The sequence below is a fragment of the Embleya sp. NPDC127516 genome (assembly GCF_044765325.1).
Classification (GTDB): domain Bacteria; phylum Actinomycetota; class Actinomycetes; order Streptomycetales; family Streptomycetaceae; genus Embleya.
The window spans coordinates 536822-555154 of the sequence record NZ_JBIWJT010000001.1 but is presented as its reverse complement, the minus strand read 5'-3'; the positions used below and the strand labels follow the sequence as shown (position 1 = coordinate 555154).

The window sequence follows — 18333 nt, the reverse complement described above, 5'->3', positions numbered from 1 at the left end:
TCCGGTGGTGCACGGCGCGCGTGGACGCCGCGAAGCGGGGACCGTCACCGCTGCGTGCGCGGCGAGAACGGTCGGGAAGACCCTAGGGGACGAGTGACTCGTGCCTCACGTCCCCTTCAGGAGATAGGCCGTGATCCCGGTCGCGATCCCGGACGCGGCGCGTTCGCGCCAGTTCGGGTCGGTGAACTGCGCGGCGTCCGAGGCGTTGCGCATGTTGCCGCATTCGATGAACACCTTGGGTCGGGTGGACAGGTTCAACCCGCCGAGATCGGTGCGGGTGACCAGCCCGTCGTCGGTGCCGAGGTAGGTCGCCGGGCTCGTGGCGGTCGCGGCCCGGAAGGCGGCGGCCAGGGTGCTGCCCAAGGCGCGCGAGGGAGCCAGGATCGCGGTGGTGTCGACGTTCTTGTCCTTGACCGGGGCGGGCAGGATGACATGGAAACCCCGCCCGCTCGCCGGTCCGCCGTCGGCGTGGATGGACACGATCGCGTCCGCCCGGGACGCGTTGCCGCGCGCCGCCCGCTCGTCCACGCACGGACCCCAGACCTCGGTCTCCCACGTGTAGAGCACGGTCGCGCCCTGGGCCTCCAGGAGCCGCTTGGTGCGATGTGCCACGTCCAGGGTGAACTCGGCCTCGGTGTAGCCCTTGTCGGTCTCGGTGCCGGTGGTGTCGCACTCCTTGGACAACCCGCCCGCGTACACCTGCTTGTTGATCTCGCGGGAATGGCCGCCATTGCCCGGATTGTGGCCCGGGTCGATCATCACCACCCGGCCGGACAGCGGCAGTCCGGTGGTCCCGGCGTGCGGCGGCGCGCCGGCCGAGGTCGCCGGTGCGCCGATCGGCGGTGCGCCGGACGCCTGTTGCCCGCCCGGCGAGGAGGTCGCCGTCGGGGCCGGCGCGCCGCCCGCGGTCGCCGGGTCGGAGGAGTCGGCCGGCGCGCCGGGGGTGACGACGGTCGGGATCGGCCGCCCGACGTCGGCGCGGGCCTTGTCGTGCCCGTCCGGCCAGGCCACCGCGATCGTGGTGCCGGTTGCGGCGAGCGCGAGCGCGAGCACGGTCAGGGTGATCCGGCGACGCCGGCGCAACCGGTCGCGCGCGGCCTCGACTCGGGCCTCGTGCGACGCGGAGTGGCCGAAGAAGCCGGCTTCTCGGCGGTACGGAAAGCCGGGGTCGTCGGGACGGCCGCGGTCGTCGCGGCGGTCAGAGGTCAAGTTCACTCCTGGACGTGAGGCCGTACCGCGACGCGAGCGAGTTCCAGGTCTCGACGAACGACTTCTTCGCGGTGGACGCCTCGGCGCTGATCGTGGCGCCGTCGTCGTAGAGCGAACGGGTGCCCGGACAACCCGAGTCGGCGGCCGACTGCGCCCACGCGGCGAAGGCCCGGTCGGCGCGCGCCGACGCGGTCCACGCGGTGCGCAACGTCGGTGCGGCGGACTGGAGTTCCGGAACGCCGTCGAAGCGCATCGCGTCCAGTTGGGTGACCAGTTGATCGCGTTGCGCGGCGGCGTCGAGCAGCGCGGAGCGGGACGCGGCCAGCGCCGAGCACGAGCCGACGTTGTTCACCGCGTCGATCACCGCCTGCCGGGACGAACCGCTGCGCGAGAGCAGCGAGTCCAGCGCCGCGGCCTGAGTGCGGCCGTCCGGCGGTGCGGTGGTCGGCGGCTGGGTGGTCACCACCGCGCTCTGCGTCGGGGGCGGGGCGGGGGGCAGGCCCGAGCGGTCGCCCGAGGGGGTCGGGGAGGCCGCCGTGGACGGTCCGGCACTCTCCGAGCCTCGCGCGGCCGGTTCCTTCTTGTCCTCCTCCCACGGCCGCAGCGCGAACAGCGTGCCCAGCGCGGCGACGAAGACGACGGCGACCACGATGAACAGCAGCGTGCGCTCGAAGGACGGGCCGGGCGGGGTCGGGGACAGCGGTCCCGGCGGCGGCGGGCCGGCCGCGCGATACCAGTCCGGCGCGGCCGGTACGTCCCGCGCCGGCGGCACGCCGAAGCCGTGCACGGGAGTGTGCGCCGCGTCGGCGAAGGTGCCGCCCGGGGGCATCGGCGAGGGGCCGCGCTCGTGCTGGAACCAGTCGGCGGGCGGGGCCGGTTCGCCCGGCGGCGCGGACGGGCGGGGCGTCGGGGGCGGGGCGGGAACCGGCCACGCGGGCGGCGGAGGCCCGGCCGGCAGACCACGCGCGGCGGGGTTGTCCACCGTGTCCTGATCCTCGAGCGAGCGAGGCGCACCGGGTGGAGGGGGCGGCCCGAGTGGTGCGGGGGGCGCGGATGGTGCGGGTGGTGGAGTGGGCGGTGCGGCCGGCCCCGGAGGCGCGGCCGGCAGGTGTGCCGTCGGCTGGTGGTGTGGTCGCGGCGGCGGGTCCGGGTTCACCACGGTCGGCGGTGCGGCCGGTCGGCGGCGGACCCAACCGCCCACACCGCCGTTGGCCGAACGTTCCCAGACGGTCTCGAACCGCTCGCCGTCCGCCTCGGGTTCGCCGGGCCGGTCGTCGTGCTGTTGTTGATCGGACATCAAGATCCCCCCGCGTCCTTCCCGGAACGGCATTGTCCCAGCAAACGGGACCCGCGCGGGACCGGATCCGATTGCTTTCGGAAATCGAATCAGGCTCGATTCACTCTTGACCGGGTCAACGGGGCGCGCGCGGCGGTGGCGAGGCAGACCGCCGGCCCGGCGGGTTCGGGGCGGGTCGGTGGCGGATCCCGGGTGCCGCGGGTCTGGTCGGGTGAGGTCGAGTCGCCCGGATATGAGGCGCCTCGGGGCCGAGTCGCCTCGGGTGTGGATGCCTCGTCGGATCCGGGTCGCCTCGGGTGGGTCCACCTGGGTCCGAGACGCCCTGGGTCCGAGACGCCCTGGGTCCGAGACGCCCTGGGTCCGAGACGCCCTGGGCCCGAGACGCCCTGGGCCCGGGCCCGCTCTGTCCCCGCGCCGCTTCCGTCCCCGGGCCCGCTCAGATGCCCGGGGCGATCCGCCGCAGCACCCGCAGCGACCCGTCGCCGGGCAGTTCCTCGAACGCGCCCGACGCCAGCGCGCGCAGGTAGACCCGGTACGGCGCCTGGCCGCCGTCGGCCGGATCCGGGAACACGTCGTGGATCAGCAGCAGCCCGCCGACCGCGACATGCGGCGCCCAGCCCTCGTAGTCGCCCTGCGCGTGCTCGTCGGTGTGCCCGCCGTCGATGAACACCAGGCCCACCGGGGTGTTCCACAGCGGCGCGATCACCCGGCTGTGCCCGACCAGGGCCACCACGTACGGCTCCAGGCCGCTGCGGTACAGCGTGCGCCGAAAGCGCGGCAGCGTGTCCATCACGCCGACCTCGGGGTCGACCAGGGTCGGGTCGTGGTACTCCCAGCCGGGCTGCTGCTCCTCGGAGCCCCGGTGGTGGTCGAGGGTGACCACCACGGTGCCGGCGTCGCGGGCGACCGCGGCGAGCAGGATCGTCGAGCGACCGCAGTAGGTGCCGAGTTCGACCAGCGGGCCGACCTTGGCGGCCTCGGTCGCCGCCGCGTACAGCGCGTCGCCCTCGTTCGCCGGCATGAATCCGGTGGCGGCCTCGAACGCGGCCCGCACGGCGGGGTCGATGGTGCTCATCCTGGGGTTCTCCTTGATCGAGCCGCGCGCGGCGCACCGGGTCGGTGCGACCCCGGGGCCGCCATGCTGCCGCAGCCGCTCCCGCGGCACCGTGTCGGGGGCCACATTCGGGCCCCTCGACGGCACTTCGGTCTCCCGATTAATTGAAACGGGTTCTACTATCGCAAGTACTGGACCGAGTCACGGAAGGCGCGATATGGCCATCGGCATCACGGAGGAGCACCGCTCCCTGGCGGAATCGGTACACGGGTGGGTGCAACGTGTTGCACCCATCGGAGAGGTGCGCCGGGTGCTGGAGGCGGCGGCCGAGGAACGGCCCGGCCACTGGGCCGGCCTGGCCGAACAGGGCCTGCTCGGCATGCATGTCGCGGAGGAGTTCGGCGGCGCGGGATACGGCCTGGTGGAGACCGTCGTGGCGCTGGAGCAGGCCGGTCAGGGCATGCTGCCCGGCCCGTTCCTGCCCACCGTCCTGGCCTCGGCGCTGATCCAGGCGGACGGCGGCGACGCGGCCAAGGAACTGCTGCCGGGCCTGGTGGACGGCACGTTGATCGGCGCGGTCGCGGTCGGCCCCGGCACCGTGGCGGCGAGCGAGGAGGCGGGCGGCCTGCGGGTGACCGGCGTGGCCACGCCGATCCTGGGCGGCGCGCTCGCCGACGTGCTGGTACTGGCCGCGCGCCGGGCCGACGGCACGCCCGCGTACGTGGTCGTGGACGCAGCGGACGTGAGCGTGCGCGCGCTCAAGAGCGTGGACCCCACCCGGCGCAGCGCCGAGGTCACGGTGGACACCGTGGTCCCGGCCGGGCGCGTGCTCGGCGGCGTGGACGAGGACCTGGCCCGCGACCTGGCGGCCGTACTGCTGTCCGCCGAGGCGTGCGGGGTGGCCGCCTGGGCGCTGACCACGGCGACCGAATACGCCAAGGTGCGCGAGCAGTTCGGTCGGCCGATCGGCCAGTTCCAGGCGATCAAGCACCTGTGCGCGGACATGCTGGTGCGCGTCGAGCAGTCGCGCGCGGTCACCTGGGACGCGGCGCGCGCGATCGACGCGGGCGCGGACGCGCCGACCCGGTCCTTGACCGCGGCGATCGCCGCCACGTACGCGATCGAGGCGGCGTTCACCACCACCAAGGACTGCGTGCAGATCCTCGGCGGTATCGGCTTCACCTGGGAGCACGACGCACACATCTACCTGCGTCGCGGTCTGACGCTGCGTCAGTACGCCGGGCCCGCCGCCTACTGGCGGTTGCGCGTGTGCGAGCTGGCGAGCGCCGGCGCGCGCCGCGAACTGGTCCTGGACCTGCCCGAGGAGGCGGAGGGCCTGCGCGACACCGCGCGTGCGATTTTGACCGAGGTGGCCGGCGAGTCCGGCGCCGAGCAGCGCGCCAGGCTGGCCCCGCTCGGTTACGCGGCGCCGTACCTGCCCAAGCCGTACGGCATCGGCGCCGGTCCGGTCGAGCAGTTGGTGATCCAGCAGGAGATGAAGGCGCTGGGCGTGCGGCTGCCGGACATCACCATGGGCAACTGGGTGATCCCGTCGCTGATCGCGTACGGCACGCCGGCCCAGCAGGAGCGCTTCGCGCCGCCCACGCTGCGCGGCGAGATCCAGTGGTGCCAACTGTTCTCCGAGCCCGGCGCGGGTTCGGACCTGGCCGCGATCAGCACGCGCGCGACGCGGACCGAGGGCGGCTGGCTGATCAACGGGCAGAAGGTGTGGACCTCGCGGGCCCGGGAGTCGCAGTGGGGCATCCTGCTCGCGCGCACCTCGCCGGACAAGCCCAAGCACGAAGGCCTGACCTACTTCATCGTGGACATGGCCGCTGCGGGCCTGGACATCCGGCCGCTCAAGGAGATCAGCGGCCTGGCGATGTTCAACGAGATCTTTCTCGAAGACCTCTTCGTGCCGGACGACATGGTCGTCGGCAAGGTCGACGAGGGCTGGCAGGTGGCCCGCAACACGCTGGGCAACGAGCGGGTGCACATGGGCGCGGGCAGCTCGTTCGGCGCGGGCATCGCGAACCTGGTCGCGGCGGTGAACGGTCCGGCGGGCGAGTTCGTGGACGGGGGCTTCCGCGAGCGGCTCGGCGCGCTGGTGGCCGAGGCGTCCTCGCTCGCGCTGATCGAACTGCGCACCACGCTGGCCCGGTTGTCCGGCCTGGAGCCGGGCGCGGGCGCGTCGGTGCGCAAGCTGGTCGGCACGCCGCACCAGCAGCGCGAGTCCGAGCTCTCGCTCGAACTGCTCGGCCCGCTGGGCGCGGTGGACGAGGGCGCGGGGCAGCAGGCGGCGTTCGGCTTCCTGATGAGCCGCTGCCTGACCATCGCGGGAGGCACCACGCAGGTCCAGCTCAACGTGGTCGGCGAGCGCATCCTCGGACTGCCCAGGGACCCGCAGCCGGCCGAGAAGTAGTTCGTTCGGTTCGTTCGGTTCGTTCGGTTCGTTCGGTTCGTTCGGTTCGTTCCGTTGGTTCCGCGGGTTCGATTTTCCGTTCAGTGGTTCTCTTTCAGTGGGAGTTCGCGACATGGCACAAAAGGCGTTCATCGTCGGCGTCGGCATGACCAAGTTCGAGAAGCCGGAGAGCCGCGACTGGCAGTACTGGGACATGGTCAAGGAGGCCGGCGACAAGGCCCTGGCGGACGCGGGCGTCGGCTACGACCTGGTCGAGCAGGCGCCGGTCGGCTACTGCTTCCAGGCGTCCACCGCGGGCCAGCGCGCGGTGTACGAGCTGGGTCTGACCGGCGTGCCGGTCTACAACGTCAACAACAACTGCGCGACCGGCTCGTCCGCGCTGATGATGGCCCGTCAGTTCGTCGCGGGTGGGCTGAACGACTGTGTGCTCGCGATCGGCTTCGAGAAGATGAAGCGCGGATCGCTGGGCGGGGGCGGCGAGGGCGATTTCTCCACGTCGCCGGTCGCGCGGCACTACAAGATCATGGGCGACGCGCACGGGTTCTCGATGACCGCGCCGCCGACCGCGCAGATCTTCGGCAACGCGGCGCGTGAGCACATGGCCCGCTACGGCACCACCGCCGAGCAGATCGCGCACGTGGGCGTCAAGAACCACCGGCACTCGGTGAACAACCCGTACGCGCAGTTCCAGGTCGAGTACTCGCTCGAAGAGGTGCTCGGCGCCAAGGAGATCCACTCGCCGCTCACCCGGCTCCAGTGCTCGCCCACCTCGGACGGCGCCGCCGCGGCGCTCGTGGTCAGTGAGCGCTTCGTGCGCGAACACGGCCTTCAGGACCAGGCGATCGAGATCGTGGCCCAGTCGATGACCACCGACACCGAGGAGAGCTTCGCCTCGAACACGTGCATCGACGTGGTCGGCAAGCCGATGTCGGCCGCGGCCGGTCGGCAGGTCTTCGAGCAGTCCGGTCTGGGCATCGAGGACGTCGACGTGATCGAGCTGCACGACTGCTTCTCGATCAACGAGATCCTCACCTACGAGGCGCTGGGCATGTGCGGCGAGGGGGAGGGCGGCAAGCTGGTCGCCGAGGGGGCCACCACGTACGGCGGGCGCTGGGTGGTCAACCCGTCCGGCGGCCTGATCTCCAAGGGCCACCCGCTGGGCGCCACCGGCCTGGCCCAGGCCGCCGAGATCAGTTGGCAGTTGCGCGGGCTGGCGGACGCGCGCCAGGTCGCCGACGCCAAGGTCGGCCTGACGCACAACATCGGTCTGGGTGGCGCGGCCGTCGTGGGGCTGTACCGCCGGGGTCAGTTCTAGTCGTTGCCGTTGCCGTTGCCGTTGCCGTTGCCGTTGCCGGCGCCGCCGGTGCCTGCCGGTGGTTGGTTGCCGGTCGTCGTCCGTGGCTTCCGGCTGTCCGGGGTGTCGTGATTGTTGCGTTATGGCTGCGCCGGGTCGGCGTCCGTGGGGCGGCTCGACATCGTGACGGGTGCGGCGTGGGGCCGCACCCGTCGTCGGGTGCGGTCAGCCGCCGTTGGTGCCCGGGACGATGGTGAGGTCGGGCGCCATCCGGTCCGCGGTCGTGGTCTTGCCGTGCAGCCACTCGGACAGCATGGCGCGCTCGGTGTCGTTCAGGTACAGCCGGGCGTTGGCGCACAACGTCTCGACGTTGCGCAGGAACGCGACCGCCAGGTCGTCGGCGGAGGCGACCGGGTGCGCGGTGGAGGACCAGTAGCCGGAGTAGACCAGCCCCGTGGTGACGAACGCGATCGCCTTGCGGGCGATGGTCTGCATGCGCTCGGCGCACCGGTCGCGGACCGCGCCCGAGGTCTGGTTGCCCTGGAAGCCGTTCTCGCTGACCTCGGCGTGCAGTTCCTCGAAGAGCACGTGGTACTCCTCCGGGGACAGCCGGGGCGCACCCGTGACCGTGGCCACCCGGTCGATCAGGTCGCGGACCGGCTCGCGTACGTGGTCCATCCGACCCTGGCCGTTGGGACGTGCCGAGGGCGGCTGATGTCGGGTCCGGTCGTAGATGTATCCAGGGGGGACCCGGCTGATCAGCAGCTTCTCGTCGGAGCCCTGCTCCAGCATCAGTTCGAGCAGGGACGAGAAGGTGGCCGCGCCGCCCCAGCGGGTGCGGGTGACCTGCTCCCGGCCGACCTGCTGGAGCACCGAGTGGGCCAGCGTCGCGAGCACGATCGGCTCCTCGGACCCGCCGAGTTGCTCGCGCACGTGTGCCATCACCTGTTCGCGCACGCCCTCGTCGGCCGGCGCGACGTCGATCTCGTCGCGCAGGGCCCGTTCGATGAACTCCTGGTCGCTGATCACCACGTCCCCCGCCGCGACGTACGCCTGGGCGGCCGGGCCGCTCGCGATCACCATGGTGCGCCGGTCGTGGCTGCGCAGCCGCAGCAGCACGGGCGTGAAATCCGCGTCCGCGCTCATGATGATGACCTCGTCGAACCGGGTCGAGTGTTGGAGCGTGTCGAGGACGTCCATCACCATGTGGATGTCCGCGCTGTTCTTGCCCCGTCCCGTCAGCGGCGGGCAGTCGATCACGCGAAAGGCCGACCGCGTGAAGAAGGCCCGGTAACGGTCGTGCATGACCGGGTTGAGGTAACAGTTGCGCACGAGCAACGATCGGCGCAGGCCACGCTCGGTCGCCTCGTTCTCCAACCACTCCAACCACTGGGAGGGCTTGCGGGCGAAAATCTCCGCCGAAGCCCGATCCGTCTCGCGCAGCCCGCTGTAAATATTGTCAAAGTCAAGAAAAAGCGCGCTGCGAATTCTGCCTGGTATGCCCGAATCCATACTCATGTCCATGCCTGCCTCCCCCGATGCGTACGGCTTCAATCTGTCCGACGCGTCACGTGCGGGCAAGCGAGGCCACTTACGGTCCGGTTCCGATCTTGGCCGTCTTCCGATCCGCGCGCACCCGGGTTAGGTTGCCAAGCGAAAGCTTGATCGTGCCACGTACGTGTGTCTGTCCGTCAGGAGTCGTGCCGTGTCGGGACGTTGGACCACCACCCTGGACGAACTGCTACGCCGGCGGGCCGCGGATTCCTCGGCCGCACTCCGATCCGAGGACCGGGTGTGGTCCTGGGCCGAAGTGGTCGCCGAGTCCGCGCGCCGGGCGGCGCTGCTGCGTGGGATGCGGGTCGAGGGCCGGCCGTGGCACATCGGGGTGATGCTGGAGAACGTCCCCGAGTTTCCGCTGTTGCTGGGTGCCGCGGCGCTGTCCGGCGCGGTGATCGTCGGGCTCAACCCGACCCGGGTCGGTTCCGAGCTCGCGCGCGACATCGACCACACCGACTGCTCGCTGGTGATCACCGACGCCACGCACCTGGCGCAGCTGCGCACCGCCGCTCCGGACTTCCCGGCGGACCGGCTGCTGTGCGTGGACGACGCGTCCTGGGCGGCGGCGCTGGAGCCGTACGCGGACGCCGAGCCGCCGGCGGAGCGACCGGCGGTCGAGGACACCTTCATGCTGATCCTCACCTCGGGGACCACGGGGCATCCCAAGGCGGTGATCTGCTCGCAGGGCAAGATCGCTTCGCAGGGGGCGAGCGTCGTGGCGATGGAACGGCTCACCGGCGCGGACGTCGCGTACTGCGCCATGCCGCTGTTCCACTCCAACGCGGTCATCACGTGCTGGGCGCCGGCGGTCGCGGCCGGGGCCGAACTGGTGTTGCGCCGGCGATTCTCCGCGTCCGGCTTCCTGCCCGACGTGCGGCGGTTCAAGGTCACCTACGCGAACTACGTGGGCAAGCCGCTGTCATACATCCTGGCCACACCGGAATTGCCCGACGACGCGGACAACCCGCTCACGCGCGTCTTCGGCAACGAGGGCGGGCCGCAGGACGTCGAGCGGTTCGCCCGGCGGTTCGGCTGCACGGTGCGGGACGGATTCGGCTCGACCGAGGGCGGCCTGTCCTTCGTTCCGGTCCCGGGCATGCCGCCGGGTGCGCTGGGCCGACCCAACGGCGAGATCCGGATCCTGAACCAGGACACCCGCGAGGAGTGCCCGCCGGCGGTCTTCGACGCCGAGGGCCGGATGACCAACGTCGAGGAGGCGGTCGGCGAACTGGTCAACATCGGCGGCGCGGGTTCCTTCGAGGGCTACTACAACAATCCGGTGGCGACCGCGCAGCGCATGCGCAAGGGCTGGTACTGGAGCGGCGACCTGGCCTACCGGACCGAGGACGGCCTGATCTTCTTCGCGGGCCGCAGCGGTGAATGGCTGCGCGTGGGCGGGGAGAACTTCGGCGCCACACCGGTCACCCGGATCCTGTCCCGGCACCCGGACGTCGCGGTGGCGACGGTGTACGGCGTGGCCGACGAGGCGGCGGGCGACCAGGCGATGGCGGCCCTGGTGCTGCGCGAGGGCGCGCGCTTCGAACCGGCGGAGTTCGCCGCGTGGTTGGCGGAGCAGTCGGACCTGTCCCGGGCCTGGCATCCGCGCTACGTCCGGATTGCCGCGGCGCTCCCGCAGACCAGCACGAACAAGATCCTGACCCGCGTCCTGGTCCGGCAGGCCTGGTACACCGGCGCGGACGAGTTGTGGTGGCGCGACGCGAAGGACGGCCCGTACCGACCCTTCACCGAGGCTGATCGCAAGACGCTGGAAACGGCATTCGCCGACCGGGGGCGGGCGCATGTTTTGGCGCTGATGGAACGGGAGGGGTAGGGGCGGGAGTGCGCGCGGGGCGGGCGTCGGGTCGGGGCGGTCGAGGTCGGGTTGGGCTGTGTCATCCCGAGGTGACGTGCGGGCGCGGGCGCATCAACCGACGTATCGTCGCGCTCGGCTCGGCACTGACTCGATGGCCGGCGCGACGCCCGCTTCCCGTCGCGGCCGGTCGCCGGTGGGGCGGGGAGGCCGTGCGGCTTCAGCCGTCGGAGGCGGCGAGGCCGATGCCGAAGGCGCCGATGACGGTGCCGGTCGAGGCGTCGAGGGTGCGGCGGAAGCGGGGGCGGCGGAGCTTGGCGCGCAGGCTGTTCGCGCCGAGGATGATCACCGCGAACCACACCATGCCCTCGATGTCGTGGACCAGCGCGAGCAGTATCCCGAAGGCGAGGTGCGGCGTCCCGGACGGGATGAACTGCGGGATCATCGCCATGTAGAAGACGCCGACCTTGGGATTGGTCAACGACGTCAGCACGCCGCGCCCCCACGCCGACCACAGCCCCGGAGCTGCCTTGGCACCGGACTCCGCGCCGACCTCGACATCGGTGTACCGGTTCGCCCACGCGGCCCGCAGCAGCCCGTACGCCAGCCACAACAGGTAACAGGCACCGACGATTCGCAGGCTCGTATAGGCGACCCGGGATGTGGTCAGCACCGCCGAGACGCCGGCCGCCGCGGCGGCGCCCCAGACCAGCGTGCCGGACCCTATGCCGAGCGCGGTGGCGAATCCGTGCCGAGACCCCCGGGTGAGGGCAGCGCGCAGCACGATCGCGGTGTCCGGGCCCGGGATGATCGTCAGCAGCCCGGCGACCAGGGCGAATGAGGCGAGGTGCGTCAACACGTCCATACGGTCATGCTGCCGGCCTCGGCCGAGAGCCCAAGCGGTGGGCGAAGATCGGTCGCGCGACGTGCTGACACGTCGTCATGATCGAGTCCTGGCGGGCGATTCGGGCGAGGTCGCGTACGGCCGGGGCGGACGGCCGATGCCGGGCCCGGGTTGGGGCGGGGCCGGGACCGGTGCCAGAACCGGAGTCCGGGGCCGGGGTCGAGGCGGCGGTTGGGCGGGAGCGGGATCGGGCGGTGAACTTCGCCCCCGGCGTGTGTGCGGCGAGGGCTCGGAGCGGGCGTGGTGTCGGGCGCGTTCCGGCGCCGGTGGGCCGTGCCGGCGTTGACGGGTGGCACCGTTGGGGCCATAACGGCGCGTCTCACAGGCCCCAGAAGCGGCCTTCGAGTCCGATCGAGGCGAAGTAGGCCGCCGCCATGGCCGGGTCGCGGCGTTCGTAGCCTCGGTGCAGGCGGCCCTCGTACCAGTGCTCGGCCAGGCGCCACAGCGTGGTCAGGTCGAGCACGTAGCCGCGGGTCTGGCCGGTGCGGGCGAGCCAGCGATCCACGCAGCCCTCGTCGCAGAACAGCCGCTGGTTGCCGCACGCGTGCACCACGTCGTCCCACAGCATGGTGATCGGGACCAGGAAGTGCGCCACCTCGTCGCCCTTGGGCGGCTGTTCGGTGCCCACGTTCCAGGCGAGTGCCCCTGCGCAGCCCGGGCAGCGGGTCGCGACCAGGACCTCTTCGTCCACCAGGTGCGGCACCGCGAAGGAATCCCACGCGCAGCCGCCCCACCACAACGTGCGCGAGCCCATCACCGAGAAGCCCAACGGGACCGCGCTGAACGGATGCGCCATCACGATCGCCCCGTCGTGCAGCACGATGTGCCGCTGCTCGTGCAGCGTCCACAAGCCCGCGCGTACGGTGAGCTCCGAGACGCCCAGGATCGCGGCCAGCTCCTGATCGGACGGTGCTCGCCCGGTGTCGGCGAAGCCCCGATAGACCGCCAGGCGCAACTGTTCGACGCTCACGAGGTCGCCTCTCGTTCGGGCACGACGGTGACCGCAGTCTCCCGGGGCGCGGTGGTGACAGTGGCCTCGGGCTCCCGCTCGGATACGAGGACGGCGACCCGATTGCGGCGGGACTGGCGGATCGCGTCGTAGGTGAGCACCGCGAGCGCCGTCCACACCAGGGCGAAGCCCGCCCACCGGGCCGCGGGCATCGGCTCGTGGTAGACCGAGACACCGATCCCGAACTGGATGATCGGGGCCAGGTATTGCAGCATGCCGATCGTGCTCAGCGGCACCGTGTTCGCGGCGACCGCGAAGCACAGCATGGGGATCACGGTGATCAGCCCCGCCGTCATCAGCATCAACGCCTGCGGCGTCCCCTCGTGCCCGAACGTGCCCTCACCGGTCCAGGCCAACCAGGTCAGGTAGCCGAGCGCGGGCAGGAACATCACCGCCGTCTCGGCCGTCATCGAGTGGGTGGCGGGGAGGTTCATCCGCTTCTTGACATAGCCGTAGGTCGCGAACGACGCGGCCAGACTCAGCGCGATCCACGGGACTCGGCCGTAGGCGACGATCAGCACCACCACCGCCGCGACGCCCATCCCCACGGCGGTCCACTGGATCGCCCGCAGCCGCTCGCCGAGCACCACGACACCGATGCCGATCAGCACCAACGGGGTGATGAAGTAGCCCAACGAGGTCTCCACGACCTGGTCGTGGTTGACGCCGTAGATGTAGGCGCCCCAGTTGATCGAGATCATCACGGCGGCCAGCGTGACCGTGGCCAACTTGGCCGGGGCGCGCATGATCTCGCGGATCCAGGACCACTGCCGGAGCGCGGCGAGCAGGACGAGCATGCACAGCAGTGACCAGGTCATCCGGTGCGCGAGGATCTCCACGGCGCCGGCCGGTTTGACGTGGGGCCAGTAGAGCGGGAAGAGACCCCACATGACGTAGGCCGCCGTGCCCAGGAGCAATCCGCGTCGTTCTGAACCCATGCCGCAGACGGTACTGGCGAATTGGCCTGCCGTCAGGGGCCAATCCGGAATGAGTGGATCCGCCCCTCGCGCGGCCGGGCGCCGCCGGGGTCTCAGTCGCCGTCACGGCTCATCGCCTCCCAGCGGTCGTTTTCCTCACGGCGGGCCCGGTCCAGCTCGGCGATCATGTCGTAGGCCGCGCCGCCCAGGATGATCCGGCGGGGCGGCTCGGGCAGATCGACGAGTCGCAGCAGCACCGTGGCCGCCTTGGCCGGGTCGGCGTCCTTCGACTCGGCCCACATCTCGGCCAGTTCGGCGCGCAGTGGCGCGTACGCCTCGTTCTCGGTGGTCATGGTCAGGCCGTGGGTGAACAGCGTCGTCTCGTAGCCGCCGGGCTGTACGAGGGTCACGTGCACCCCGAAGGCGGCCATCTCCATCGCCAGGGCGCCGGTGACGTTCTCGAGCGCGGCCTTGCCCGCGCCGTACAGACCGGTGGACGCGAAGCCGACGGCGGAGCCCATCGAACCGATCTGGAGGATGTGCCCCGAGCCCTGCTCGCGCAGGTAGGGCGCCGTGGCCTGGCTCACCCACAGTGCGCCGAAGAAGTTGACGTCGAAGTGCGCCCGGACCTGCTCCTCGGTCACCTCCTCGACCATGCCGATCAGACTGACGCCGGCGTTGTTGACGACGACGTCCAGCCGACCGAAGGTCGCGATGGCACGGGCCACGGTGCGAAACACCGCTCCGCGGTCGGTGACATCGAGCGGAAGAGCCACAAAGCGACCCTCGTACTCGGCGGCGAGATCGCCGAGCGGCGCGACGTCCCGCGCGACGCCGACGACTCGATCGCCCGCCGCGAGCGCGGCCTCGGTGAAGGCCCGACCCAGACCTCGCGACGCGCCGGTGATGAACCAGACGCGGGGCTCGCGGTCGGTGGGGCCGGTGACAGCGGTCGGTTCGGTGGCGGTGGTGGGGGTGGTGGTGTCGGCAACAGTGGCGGTGGTCATGAGCGTGGGCTCCTTCGTGGGGGTGGTGTCGGAGGCTGTCGGCGGGATGGTTCGGGCGGTGGTCGGGATCGGGCTCACCTCGGTCGGTAGCCGGACGAGGTCGCCGCGCGGCGGCCGGCCGGCGCGGGACGAGGGGCGGTGATCCGCGCCTCGCGCCGGTGGCGCGGTCGGGGCGGCTCGGCGGGGGACACCACACGAGGGACGGCTGCGGCCGCGGCGGAGATCCGCATACCGGTCGTGGTCGCGGTTCGTACATCGACGACGGAGAACGCGTCGCTCGCGTCGGTCGCGGGGACGGTGATCGGCGCGGCGGCGGTCGGGGTGCGGAACATGAGTGACAACTCCTCGAAAACGCGATGGCGAGAGGCATGCGGGACGCATGTCATGTGAGACGAGACGGTTCGTCTCGCTTCGAGATTCGAGCATGCACGCTTCGGCTCTGCATGTCAAGACGAGACGGTTCGTCTCGTGGATCGGCTATGCTGTGCCCATGAGCATCGACAACACGAGTAGCGGCACCGCCGCGAAGCCGAACCCGTCCCGGCGCAGCGAACAGTCCCGCCGCGCGATCCTCGCCGCAGCCCGGGAACTGGTCTCCGAGCTCGGTTTCGCGAAGCTCACGATCGAGGCCATCGCGGCACGCGCGGGCGTCGGCAAGCAGACCATCTACCGGTGGTGGGGCTCCAAGGGCGAGGTCGTCTTCGAGGCGTTCCTGGCGCTGAGCGACCCGGGGGAGGGCATCGTGCTGCCCGATACGGGTGATATCGCGACGGACCTGAAGTACCTGATGCGCGAGACCGTCGCCGAGTTCGCCGATCCCGCGTTCGAGGGCCCGATCCGCGCACTCAACGCCGAGATCATCAACGACCCCAAGCTCGCCAGGCTCTACCACGAGAAGATGGCCGCCCCCATCGACGAGGCCAAGAAGGAACGCCTGCGCAGCGCCCAGCGGGCCGGCCAGATCGCCCCCGACATAGACCTCGACCTGGCCCTCGAACTCCTCTACGCCCCCCTCTACCAACGCTGGCTCCTCCGCTCCGGCCCCCTCACCGAGCAATACGCCGACGCCTTGGTCGACTTGACCCTCAAGGCCCTCCGCCCCTGAGAGCCGAGCCCCGCCCCCGACCGACGACCGATGCTCCCCACCCGCAATCGGCAGCGCGCTCCGACGGGTTCGCGGGCCGGGCAGGCGGGTGTCGGTCGGAGCAGCCGCATACCGGACGAGCGTCTCCGCGCGGGGCGGGCGGCGAGTGTTGGTTGCGCGCCTTGCGGTTGCTTGTCGTCGGGGAGTCGGCTCGACCGTCGCAGGCGCGGTGGGAGTCCGCGCCGTGCGAGGGGCGCGGCGGTGAGCCTTGCCGCGCCGCCGGGGCCGGGTGCGGCACGAGCCGGCATTCACGGATCGACTGCCGGTCAACCTGATCCAGCCTGTGTACCCGGCTCCCGCCCGACTCGCTCGGCGACGTGTTGGGCCACATCGATGCCCGGGGCGAGAAGGTGCGGTCGCTTGGACCGCGACCCCGGATCGGCGATCGGGACGGCCGGTCAACCGCGCCGGGCTGCGGGTCGCCACCATCCGCCACCTGTGCAGAAGCATGAAACGGCGAAATGGGCGGATCAAGGTGGTTACCGTGTGTTTGGTGATCATCTTGGGGGCGTCGTGAAACGTTTGATCGAGCCGGGCAACCCGGCGTTCGTCGCCGCGCGGCACCAGCGTGGGTGGCACTCCCAGCAGCGGCTCGCGGACGCCTTCGAGCAGAAGGCGGTCGAATGCGGGTTTCGCATCGGTGTCAGCGTGCGTCAGGTCCGGCGCTGGGAGAGTGCCGAGCCGCCGTGGCCGTCGAGCGACTACCAAACGGTCCTGGAGGCACTGTTCGGGCTGCCACTGACCATGCTTGGCTTCTCGCCACCGGTCGGCTCGCGCCGGTTCGAGGAGGAGATCGCGAGCGCCCAGGTCGTCGACATCGTCGAAGGACTGCACGAGGGCGAGCAGTCGGGGTGGTGGCGCACCGACCCGAACGAAGGGTCAGCCGCTCGCGTCGACCGCTTGGTGCAGGTGGAACAACGCGCGGTGGTCACGCGCACGTACGAGTCCAGTCTGATCCCTGGGCCTCTTCAGGTGTATGAGTACGCAGTCGCGGCGATTCGCGCATTCGTGCCCGCGCTGCCCGAGGATCAAGTCATTCGGCGAGCACGTAGGCGCACCGAACGGCTGGCCGACCTGACGGCGCGCTCCGACGGGTCTCGTGCACTGCTGTACATCATCGACGAGCCCGTCCTGCATCGTTCCGTCGGCAGCGAGGCGATCCTGCGTGATCAGCTTGCTCATTTGCTTGTCACGGTGTCTGCGCTGCCCCATGTGGAACTTCGGGTGATGCCGCTCTCCGCCGGTGGTCATCCCGGCATGGCAGGTCCGTTCGTGCTGTTCGACCTCGGAGACAGGCGAGTCGTGTACACCGAGGCCCTCACCGGGGCTTCGTGGACTTCACGGCCGGCATGTCTCGCGGCGTACGCGTTCGCCTACGATCGACTTCAGGCAGCAGCACTCACGGCCGACGAGTCGATGCATCTCGTTGCACAGAGGCTCGCGGAATTGGAGACGGCATGGATGCTCGCGGGCGATGGACGACCAGCAGCCACAGCGGAGGAGAAAACTGTGTCGAGGTCGCGGTTCTGGGAGCGTTCGTCGGAGTGAGAGACAACAAGGTCGCCGACTCGCCGGTGATCGCCGTCAACTCGGCCGCGTGGGCTCACCTCATAGAGCGTGCCGGTCGCTGATCGGCGCCTTTGTGGGTCAGGCGGCCGCAGTGTGCCGGTCGCGTCGATCTCGTTTCACGATTCGACGGATGACGTTCGAGAGCGCCGCTTGAGGGCCCGCGGGCCCGGTGGGAGTCTTCCTTCCGCGATCACGCGCAGGTAGTGGGCCCGGCCGCAACCGAACTCGCGGATCAGGCAATTGGCGACGCGGTGAAGCACCGAACGCGGACCGGTCACCGGCCCCGAACCGGCGACAAACATTCGTCCCGTCGGAGGCGTCGAGCGCTGCGCTGCGCCGCCCAGGGGGCCGCCGCAGCGGTACCCGGCGATAAGCCGGGTGACGCCACCGACGTGTAGCTCAAGCGCGCGGTGCTCCTTGCGCCCCGCGCGCGCTCGCGTTCCCGTGCTCCCCATGCCCGCGACGCGTCGAACGTGTCCCGTGGTCGGATCAGCGACGCCGGCATGCCTCGGCCCCAGCCCGCTCCACCCCGTCCCCGTTCACGCCCGGCCCTGTTCCCGGGCCGCCCCCTCGACCGCCCCGCCCCGCGCCGCGCGTGGGCTTCGGGCCCGGATCGGCAGCTCCGGCCCACCCCACCCCGGCCCGTTCCCCGCGCCCCCTCGCGCCGCGCGTGGGCTTCGGGGCCCGGATCGGCAGCTCCGGCCTCACCTCGGCCCCACCCCATCCCGGCCCGTTTCCCGCCCCGATCAGCCCGTGCCGCGCCCGCTCCTGTGCGCGCCGCGTTGAGCGTGGGCCTCGTCGCCTCGGATCGACGGCTCCCGCTCCGCCCGTCCCCGTCTCCCCTCCGCCCGTCTCCACCCCTGTGCCGCCTCCGCCGCGCGCTGCGATGTGCGTGCGCCTTGGGCCTCGAATCCGCAGCTCCCGCTTCGGCCCGGCCCAGTGCCGCCCGCCCCTGGCTTCGGCCCGGCCCCGCGCCGCCCGCCCCGGCCGGCCCGCTCCGCCTCCCGGTGTGGTCCATCTCGTGTTCCGCGGGCTTCGGGGGGGTGCGTGATCAGGACTGGGGTGCGTGAATCGGATGGTGCGTGAATTGGCTCCGGGGTGCGTGATGTGGCTTGGGGGAGGGGTCCGAGGTGGGGGATA

General features: G+C 71.4%; 15 protein-coding genes. 6 read left to right on the top strand and 9 right to left on the bottom strand.

Annotated elements, in window-relative coordinates; all coding sequences use genetic code 11:
- Positions 1-105 precede the first annotated feature (105 nt).
- From ACIRL2_RS02335 to ACIRL2_RS02325, 3 genes are all read right to left on the bottom strand, one after another.
- Entirely contained in the window at positions 106-1209 is a 1104-nt protein-coding gene (locus ACIRL2_RS02335; RefSeq protein ID WP_395869489.1) for an N-acetylmuramoyl-L-alanine amidase, read from the bottom strand.
- Complete coding sequence (locus ACIRL2_RS02330) at positions 1199-2506, bottom strand: hypothetical protein (protein WP_402229519.1); 1308 nt, start codon at positions 2504-2506, stop codon at positions 1199-1201. Before ACIRL2_RS02330 ends, ACIRL2_RS02335 begins: the two co-directional genes overlap by 11 nt.
- 436 nt (positions 2507-2942) lie before the next feature.
- Positions 2943-3581, bottom strand: coding sequence for a class I SAM-dependent methyltransferase (locus tag ACIRL2_RS02325; protein ID WP_395869485.1), 639 nt, complete (start codon positions 3579-3581; stop codon positions 2943-2945).
- Between the two features lie 196 nt (positions 3582-3777).
- On the opposite strand from ACIRL2_RS02325, the gene ACIRL2_RS02320 reads away from it, so the two are divergent.
- Both ACIRL2_RS02320 and ACIRL2_RS02315 read left to right on the top strand, forming a co-directional pair.
- Complete coding sequence (locus ACIRL2_RS02320) at positions 3778-5982, top strand: acyl-CoA dehydrogenase (protein WP_395869483.1); 2205 nt, start codon at positions 3778-3780, stop codon at positions 5980-5982.
- 112 nt (positions 5983-6094) lie between these two features.
- Positions 6095-7297: a lipid-transfer protein gene (locus ACIRL2_RS02315; protein WP_395869481.1), complete on the top strand. Its 1203-nt coding sequence runs from the start codon at positions 6095-6097 to the stop codon at positions 7295-7297.
- A 204-nt stretch (positions 7298-7501) separates the two neighbouring features.
- On the opposite strand, the gene ACIRL2_RS02310 is transcribed toward ACIRL2_RS02315, so the two are convergent.
- A complete protein-coding gene (locus tag ACIRL2_RS02310; protein WP_395869479.1) occupies positions 7502-8800 on the bottom strand; it encodes an NYN domain-containing protein in 1299 nt (432 codons plus the stop codon).
- Positions 8801-8981: 181 nt separating this feature from the next.
- Between ACIRL2_RS02310 and ACIRL2_RS02305 the strand changes: the two genes are divergently transcribed.
- Positions 8982-10664 carry a long-chain-fatty-acid--CoA ligase gene (locus tag ACIRL2_RS02305; RefSeq protein WP_402229516.1) on the top strand — a complete coding sequence of 561 codons (1683 nt, stop codon included), beginning with the start codon at positions 8982-8984 and terminating at the stop codon, positions 10662-10664.
- Between the two features lie 199 nt (positions 10665-10863).
- Here the strand turns inward: ACIRL2_RS02305 and ACIRL2_RS02300 are convergent, their stop codons facing one another.
- The 5 genes from ACIRL2_RS02300 to ACIRL2_RS02280 all read right to left on the bottom strand — a co-directional run bounded on the left by ACIRL2_RS02300 (position 10864) and on the right by ACIRL2_RS02280 (position 14812).
- Complete coding sequence (locus ACIRL2_RS02300; RefSeq protein WP_395869476.1) at positions 10864-11508, bottom strand: LysE family translocator; 645 nt, start codon at positions 11506-11508, stop codon at positions 10864-10866.
- Positions 11509-11866: 358 nt separating this feature from the next.
- The gene (gene merB, locus ACIRL2_RS02295) at positions 11867-12517 is read right to left on the bottom strand and encodes an organomercurial lyase (RefSeq protein WP_395869474.1); all 651 of its coding nucleotides are present in this window, start codon (positions 12515-12517) and stop codon (positions 11867-11869) included.
- Positions 12514-13494 carry an EamA family transporter RarD gene (gene rarD / locus ACIRL2_RS02290; protein WP_402229513.1) on the bottom strand — a complete coding sequence of 327 codons (981 nt, stop codon included), beginning with the start codon at positions 13492-13494 and terminating at the stop codon, positions 12514-12516. Before rarD ends, merB begins: the two co-directional genes overlap by 4 nt.
- Before the next feature lie 92 nt (positions 13495-13586).
- The gene (locus ACIRL2_RS02285; protein WP_402229510.1) at positions 13587-14480 is read right to left on the bottom strand and encodes an SDR family NAD(P)-dependent oxidoreductase; all 894 of its coding nucleotides are present in this window, start codon (positions 14478-14480) and stop codon (positions 13587-13589) included.
- A gap of 74 nt (positions 14481-14554) precedes the next feature.
- Entirely contained in the window at positions 14555-14812 is a 258-nt protein-coding gene (locus ACIRL2_RS02280) for a hypothetical protein (RefSeq protein ID WP_395869468.1), read from the bottom strand.
- Between the two features lie 158 nt (positions 14813-14970).
- Here ACIRL2_RS02280 and ACIRL2_RS02275 point away from each other — a divergent pair, with 158 nt between their 5' ends.
- From ACIRL2_RS02275 to ACIRL2_RS02265, 3 genes are all read left to right on the top strand, one after another.
- Positions 14971-15585, top strand: a complete 615-nt coding sequence (locus ACIRL2_RS02275; protein ID WP_402229508.1) for a TetR/AcrR family transcriptional regulator — start codon at positions 14971-14973, stop codon at positions 15583-15585.
- A gap of 477 nt (positions 15586-16062) precedes the next feature.
- Positions 16063-17172, top strand: a complete 1110-nt coding sequence (locus ACIRL2_RS02270; RefSeq protein WP_402229506.1) for a Scr1 family TA system antitoxin-like transcriptional regulator — start codon at positions 16063-16065, stop codon at positions 17170-17172.
- The gene (locus tag ACIRL2_RS02265) at positions 17151-17255 is read left to right on the top strand and encodes a DUF397 domain-containing protein (protein WP_402229633.1); all 105 of its coding nucleotides are present in this window, start codon (positions 17151-17153) and stop codon (positions 17253-17255) included. The genes ACIRL2_RS02270 and ACIRL2_RS02265 overlap by 22 nt, the downstream gene beginning before the upstream one ends.
- Positions 17256-18333 lie beyond the last annotated feature (1078 nt).

Excerpts from the sequence above, each read along its gene's own strand:
- ACIRL2_RS02330 (WP_402229519.1), bottom strand. The coding sequence starts at position 2,506 with ATGTCCGATCAACAACAGCACGACGACCGGCCCGGCGAACCCGAGGCG.
- ACIRL2_RS02325 (WP_395869485.1), bottom strand. The coding sequence starts at position 3,581 with ATGAGCACCATCGACCCCGCCGTGCGGGCCGCGTTCGAGGCCGCCACC.
- ACIRL2_RS02320 (WP_395869483.1), top strand. The coding sequence starts at position 3,778 with ATGGCCATCGGCATCACGGAGGAGCACCGCTCCCTGGCGGAATCGGTA.
- ACIRL2_RS02315 (WP_395869481.1), top strand. The coding sequence starts at position 6,095 with ATGGCACAAAAGGCGTTCATCGTCGGCGTCGGCATGACCAAGTTCGAG.
- ACIRL2_RS02310 (WP_395869479.1), bottom strand. The coding sequence starts at position 8,800 with ATGGACATGAGTATGGATTCGGGCATACCAGGCAGAATTCGCAGCGCG.
- ACIRL2_RS02300 (WP_395869476.1), bottom strand. The coding sequence starts at position 11,508 with ATGGACGTGTTGACGCACCTCGCCTCATTCGCCCTGGTCGCCGGGCTG.
- rarD (WP_402229513.1), bottom strand. The coding sequence starts at position 13,494 with ATGGGTTCAGAACGACGCGGATTGCTCCTGGGCACGGCGGCCTACGTC.
- ACIRL2_RS02285 (WP_402229510.1), bottom strand. The coding sequence starts at position 14,480 with ATGACCACCGCCACTGTTGCCGACACCACCACCCCCACCACCGCCACC.
- ACIRL2_RS02280 (WP_395869468.1), bottom strand. The coding sequence starts at position 14,812 with ATGTTCCGCACCCCGACCGCCGCCGCGCCGATCACCGTCCCCGCGACC.
- ACIRL2_RS02275 (WP_402229508.1), top strand. The coding sequence starts at position 14,971 with ATGAGCATCGACAACACGAGTAGCGGCACCGCCGCGAAGCCGAACCCG.